At 46.0% G+C, this 6108-nt stretch carries 5 protein-coding genes and 1 pseudogene; 2 read left to right on the top strand and 4 right to left on the bottom strand.

Annotation, left to right across the window (positions count from 1 at the left end; all coding sequences use genetic code 11):
• Positions 1-145 precede the first annotated feature (145 nt).
• A pseudogene (locus EII14_RS08885) lies at positions 146-640 on the top strand (transposase); the annotation flags it as partial.
• Positions 641-698: 58 nt separating this feature from the next.
• Here EII14_RS08885 and EII14_RS09680 read toward each other — a convergent pair.
• The 4 genes from EII14_RS09680 to EII14_RS08910 all read right to left on the bottom strand — a co-directional run bounded on the left by EII14_RS09680 (position 699) and on the right by EII14_RS08910 (position 5227).
• Positions 699-845, bottom strand: coding sequence for a transposase (locus EII14_RS09680; RefSeq protein WP_124932178.1), 147 nt, complete (start codon positions 843-845; stop codon positions 699-701).
• Positions 846-1154: 309 nt separating this feature from the next.
• Complete coding sequence (mobV, locus tag EII14_RS08895) at positions 1155-2411, bottom strand: MobV family relaxase (protein WP_124932175.1); 1257 nt, start codon at positions 2409-2411, stop codon at positions 1155-1157.
• Positions 2412-2742: 331 nt separating this feature from the next.
• Positions 2743-3684, bottom strand: a complete 942-nt coding sequence (locus tag EII14_RS08905; protein WP_124932176.1) for a toprim domain-containing protein — start codon at positions 3682-3684, stop codon at positions 2743-2745.
• Between the two features lie 352 nt (positions 3685-4036).
• On the bottom strand, positions 4037-5227 hold the full coding sequence (locus tag EII14_RS08910) for a VapE domain-containing protein (protein ID WP_124932177.1): 1191 nt from the start codon (positions 5225-5227) through the stop codon (positions 4037-4039).
• Between the two features lie 601 nt (positions 5228-5828).
• On the opposite strand from EII14_RS08910, the gene EII14_RS08915 reads away from it, so the two are divergent.
• On the top strand, positions 5829-6107 hold the full coding sequence (locus EII14_RS08915) for a helix-turn-helix domain-containing protein (RefSeq protein WP_046200204.1): 279 nt from the start codon (positions 5829-5831) through the stop codon (positions 6105-6107).
• The last annotated feature ends 1 nt before the right edge of the window (position 6108 follow it).

Consider the following 6108-nt stretch of genomic DNA (forward strand, 5'->3'; position numbering starts at 1 on the left):
TTCGGGAGTCTACCGATTGCTTGTGCGAAAAGTGTTATATTTGCCATAGGAAGTAAAAGAGGTGGTGCTCTTTGCTAAGGTAGTTCATTCGGCCTTAGCTTTACTTCCTTTTTGGGGTTTTCTCGAAAAACGTTTAGGACAACATTGGCTTTACTCACAAATTGAAGAACGTTTATTGCCCGAAACGAGGGCGCAGAATGTGATCATCGACGAGATTATTGAGCTGAAAAGTGAGCAGACAAAGAAAAAATACACGAAACCACTCAGACGCATAGCTGTCTGGAATGACGAGCATGGCTATGTGGTGCAGTTGCTCACCAATAATTTCAAGATAGCAACTTCCACGCTGGCCGAACTCTATAAGGCAAGGTGGATGATTGAGATATTCTTCAGAAACATCAAGCAACTGTTGAAAATAAAGAGTTTCATTGGTACATCGCGCAATGCTGTTGAAACGCAGATATGGACTGCTTTGTCAACGATGCTACTACTCTGCTGGCTAAAACACATTGCAAAGTACAAATGGGGGCTCGCCAATCTTATCGTATCACTTAGATTGAATACATTCACGAAAATAGAACTCGACAAGTGGTTGAACGAGCCATTTACACCTCCGCCAGAGATAGAAGGAGAGGAATAAATGTGCTAAAAAAAACTTGAAGGGGTTATTGTAGATAACAACCTCATATTCATCGTGCCTATAAATCGTTTAGGACAACATTGCTTCGATATGCCATTATCGTCTTGGCCATTACTTTGAGAGGTATTACTTTGCTGTTTTTGGCTTGTTCAATCCACTCCATCAAGACTGCTTTCGCCTTTTCCTTAGAGGATTGATTCCAAATCTCTCTGAGTTATTCTTTCAGATAATAAGCCTTAGAAAGAGACTCGTTCATGGCCAAAGCATTTTCTAATATAGTCTTAAATCTTCCTTTAGGATTTTTCGTTAGCGAGCTATCTTGTTGAAGAATAGATTGTTACCATTTAGGGATAGATGGATAGGTAACGATTTAGAAATGAGCGGAGTGCATTGAGGCACATTGTTTTGAATAGCCAAAGAACGCTCACTTTTACTACTTGCAAAGGTACATATTTGCGAGGGAAAGTGAGCGTCTTTTCTTGTTTTTCTTCTTGTCAGTGAAAGAAAAAAGCAATTACAGCCGTTGCGAGCGGTTGCGATTGATGAGTTGTTTCCATTTCTGCTCGCACCAATCAGTTATGGGAAGTCCGTTGATGGTGAGGAGCGGTCGTTTCTTCTCATCCTTGATGATACAGATTTCGCTATCCTCTTCCGTAAACTCTCTCTTGTATAATCCCGAATAGGCTTTAGCCGTACCTCGCTGGGGGGCTTCCGTTCGATACATCTCCGCTATCCTATCATCAGAGAAGTTCATCTTTCTGAGCATCAGACGGATATTCAAAAGCTGGTAGAAGCCACTGAAGAAACGTTTTATCCAATTCCGCTCTTCCTCGTAAATCTGCACGGTTTCTTTCAATTCGGCAATGGCTCTGTCCCTTCCCTTGACCGTGTCCTTCAAGAGAACGACTTCCTTTCGGATTTCATTCTTCTCCTTTTCCGAAAGATACTGTTGCCGTTCGGCTTCCTGTTCCAAGTCTGCAATACGCTTCTCTGCCTTGTCGAGTTCGGAGTTGCCAAAGAGGGAGTACAGCGTGCCTTTCATTCGGAGCTTGCCTGCCTGCTTCTCCAGCTCCTTTATCTTGGCTGTGAGTTCCGCCTTTTGAGCTTCCTTCTCTTTCGTGGATTTGAGAATTTCCTTGTAATACTCCATCGTGGTGCGGTGCTTGGCTACCGAGCCGTGTACGCCCCGTTCCAACCCGAACCGTTGCACTCGCTTGGCATAGTCCGTCTGATACTGCTCCAGTTTCTTTGGCGTAAGCACATCATCGGCACAAAGCCGTACCTTGTTCTTCTTCGTCTTATACTTCCGCTTGCCGTTTTCGGCTTCCTCCTTGGCTTTCCGTCTTTCACCCGTAACAATGGGGACGACCGTGGCGTGAATATGGGGCGTTTCCTCATCTGCGTGTAGCGTGGCAGCGACCACGTTGTCCGCCCCGAAAGTGGAGCGAAGCCAATCCATCGATTCATCACACCACTCGTACAGGCGTCCTTCCTGCTCTATACGAGCCATGTCCTCAGGAGAACTCGACAGAATAAAGCACAGGGCTTTGACTTGGTTCTTTGCTACCTTTCGGTAGATACCGGCTGTGGCGATGCGATGCTCTATCGCTTCGCTACGGTTGGTCACATTTGCAGGGAATTGCACCAATTCCCTGTTCAGGTGTGTGCGAGAAGGATCGACGTTACTCGGGGTATATGTCCGCGCTATATGAGCGGTATTTCCCGAGTCGTTGCTTCTCGCCTTGTCTATATGTAATACGGCGTAGCCCATTGTTTGAAGTTTGTTTTAAGGCGTATCCAAAGGGGCGGACTCCCTTGGCTCAGGAGGGTATTTTTAGCGATAACGGAGTGCAGCGTGAAGAAAATACCCTAATGAGCTATGGCATTTCTTGAAATGTCCGCTCCGCCCTGCTCGTACTTCTTTCTTGTTACGTTGCATTCTGTGAATGCCTGCACGCTTTGTTTCTAAGTTTGGCTCTGCAAACTTGCTGTTCTGAGGAACTGCCGTAGCTATCGAAACAAAGCCGTTTATTCGCATACATTTTATTTCCTGCATCTTTGAATACCTGATGATAGAATAATGTTGTTTGCTCTCTTTTGCCTTATCGTCTAAGTCCTCGTTTGCGAGGTGGTATCACCTGTTTTTGCCCTGTTCTTTGGGCAACGTGGTACTCATTGAGGTCTTTGTATCGGGAATAGTGTCGGCTCATATCCTCCACGTTGATACCTGCCGATTGTAAAGAATGTAGGGCTTGTCGTCCAGCTTGGTCGTTATCGAAGAAAGCTTGAACGGAATCGATACCTTTCTCGTGGAGATAGGCAATGGCTCGTGGGAGATTGCTGACAGAGTTCAGTACAAGGCAGGGAGCAGTTTCTTTTCCTTTCATCGTGAGAAGGGAAAGGAAATCCATAAAGCCCTCAAAGATGCAGTGAGGAGCATTGTTCGCTTCTCCTGCAATCAGAGAAATATCCTTTGGAGCTATCGTTCCCTTGAATGTCTTGTCGTCTCGGAGTTCATATCCTCCTGCACGATTGGCAAAGCCGATGGCAGAATACTCTCTTCCTCCTACTTCGTAGCGAATATGACGGAGATAAGGACTTGCCACGGCAAGGTCTATCCTGCGTACCTCTCGAAGATAGTTTTGCAGATACAGGGGCAACTCTTCGCTGATGAAGAGAATACGCCTTACATTACTTGGTCGCTGTTCACCTCTTATCTGTCCTGTGTGAGTTTCACGATGAAAGGAAGAGGAAGCGAGGATTATCGCTTTCCTTTCGGCAAGATGCGCCATTGCTTCGTAGGTACTGCATCCACGCATCCGCATCACAAGGTCTATGATGCTTCCACCTTGGCTTGTCCCATAGTCGTGCCACAGGTTTTGCCGAAAGTCCACTTTCAGGCTGGCATTGGGGTCTTCTCGGTAAGGTGCGTGATAAAGGGCATAGCCGTTATAAAGCTTGGCAGGCTCGATGCCACAGGCGTGCAGGTAGTCGCCTATCGGTATCGCCTTGATGTATTGTAGGTCGTAATATTCGTTGTTCATTGCTGTTATCGTTGGATTGGAATTGTTCGTATTCATAGTTCGCTCTGTTTTCTCTTTTTGGAATTTTCCTCTTTTTATCTTACTACTCTTCTACATTCAGATAAGAGATTGACAGTGAAAGAGAAAAGTGTAACACTTCATTCTGTTTTATCCTTCTACACCTCCTGTCTACACCTTTTCTCATTCATTCTTCCGTAGAAGCGTAGAAAGATGGTAGTAAGCCGTGTTGCAAGATGAATCCCTCCTGCAATCCTTTCTCTTTCACTGTATTATCCTTAGTTGTAGTAACGTAGTAAGGAGAATAGGAAAGAAAAGAGAAAGAAGTATTGCAAGGAGGGGTAACAACAAGGTGCTATGGCGGTTGCTCGGGGTAAATCTTACGGACGGCATAGACATATACGGGATTGCCGTTTATCCTGCGACACTCCTTTGTATAGCCAGCCTTTCGTAAGGCTTCCCCCATCCGCTTGGCGGAGAGGGATTGTCGGGTATAGCAGGAGAGGTAACCCACTATCTCCGAATTGGTCATATAGAAGCGTTTTGTTGCCGTCTCTGCCTCCGTGGGAAAGGTGAAATAGCGGAGCAACAGTTCCATCTCTGTCGTATAGACTTGGAAGGCTTCGCTGTTTCTATGCAATTCAATAATCTCTTCATCATTGAACCAATAGCGAAACCCTTCATTCAACCGTGTCTTGGCTTCGCTGTAAACGGCATCCATCGGAATGCTCTTGGCTCGGTCTATCTCTATCGCCAGCACCTCAAAAGGGAGGAAGCGTCTGCTCCCTGTCGGGTCGGTGAGGAAGTCGTTGCCATTGACCGAAGCCACGAAACTTGCCAAGTGGGGTCGCTCCTCGATATGCTTCTCGTAAGGCATACGGTACTTCACCTGCGGACAGGTAATGAGATTCTTCAGTTCGTTCTCGTCCCGTTTATTGAGGGCTTTGAGTTGGTCGTCAATATTGATGATAAGGTTTTGCCCGATAAGACTCAGCACGTCCTTCTCCTGTGGATATATCTTCCCCGTATAGCGGTAATCGGAGAGAGACGGAGGGCAGAGCAGGTCAAGGAACGTGGTTTTGAATTTTCCCTGCTCACCTGTCAGCACAAGGCAGGTATGGTTACGACATTGCTTGTCGTCCATTGCGTTGGCGACCACTGCAACCAGCCACTTGGTGAGGTATTCCCTCCACTTCTCGGGATTGGTTACACTCACGCAGTCGGCAAGGGCGGTGATAGCTTCCGCATTTCCTTTCGTCAGTGGTAACGCTTGGAAATAGGTTTGTACAGGATTAACACGTGGGGAGAAATCGCTTTCGATGATGCTGTACAGGTTCTCGGGCGAGGTCTGTACATCGGCTTCCTTATCTAAAGCTCGTTTGAGGGTATTGATACGGTAGCGGTCTACGGCTGTATAATCGTCCGTTCCTCGTGGACGGTACTCCGCTCGGTGCAATACGGTATTGTACCGAAACTCGTAACGAGCCGAAAGGAACTCTTCTATTTGGGCATTCCTGGAGGGGTTGTCCTTCTCTTCTTTTTTCATTGTTCGTATCTCTTTTATTTGCTTGATTTTGAACTTTCATCCGAAAACGGATGCTGAAACCAAGTTAAAGAGGCGAACAAGTGAAGCCAAGCCTTATGGCGTTGTTGCATCGAGGTGCTGCATATTTCTTCGGCAAAAGGAAAGGATACCTCACATTTTCTCCTCAAAAATCAGAAAAAGACAAATGGAAGAACGGGAAACGCTACCCGAATGGCTGTATCGAATTACGTGTAGATGCATGCCTTTGCCTTTTCGATGAAAGCAGAGGGAAAAGCCTAAAAGACAGGTAGGAAGATTCTCTCTAACAGAGCCACTTCATACTATATCGACGCCAGAAGTATCCACTTAGCAGGAATGGAGTAAACAGTATATGTTGGTTCGTTATTTTCGCATCGAAACAGGATTTTTCCTCTCGGAAGGAATTTGGAGAAACGGAGAGAAAAGGCAGGGAATCCCTTCTGAAAATAGATAGGTTTTACTTATACATTTGCCTGCAAATTCCTGCGATTTCCTTTGATCTCATCAGGTCAGAGAACAAGGATTTCGGTTGCATACATTTGCATCAAAAAGAGAAAATAACAACAATTAAAACGATATTGATATGAGATTTACAGCCATCGACTCCTCCGCTTGGGAGGAACTGAAAAAGAGCATCGAAGAACTGGCTCTTTGCATGAGAGAACATTTTGGCGCGAAACCCGAAGTCCCCGACCTGTTGCACAACGGGGACGTCTGCCGAATACTGAACATCAGCAAACGCACGCTCCAGCACTATCGGGACACGTCCGTGTTGCCCTTTATCCAAATCGGGCATAAGTGCTATTACAAACGTGAGGATGTGGAAGCACTTCTTGCCAAGTCCAACCGAAAAATACAATGAC

The organism is Alloprevotella sp. OH1205_COT-284 (assembly GCF_003859795.1).
Taxonomy (GTDB): Bacteria; Bacteroidota; Bacteroidia; order Bacteroidales; family Bacteroidaceae; genus Alloprevotella.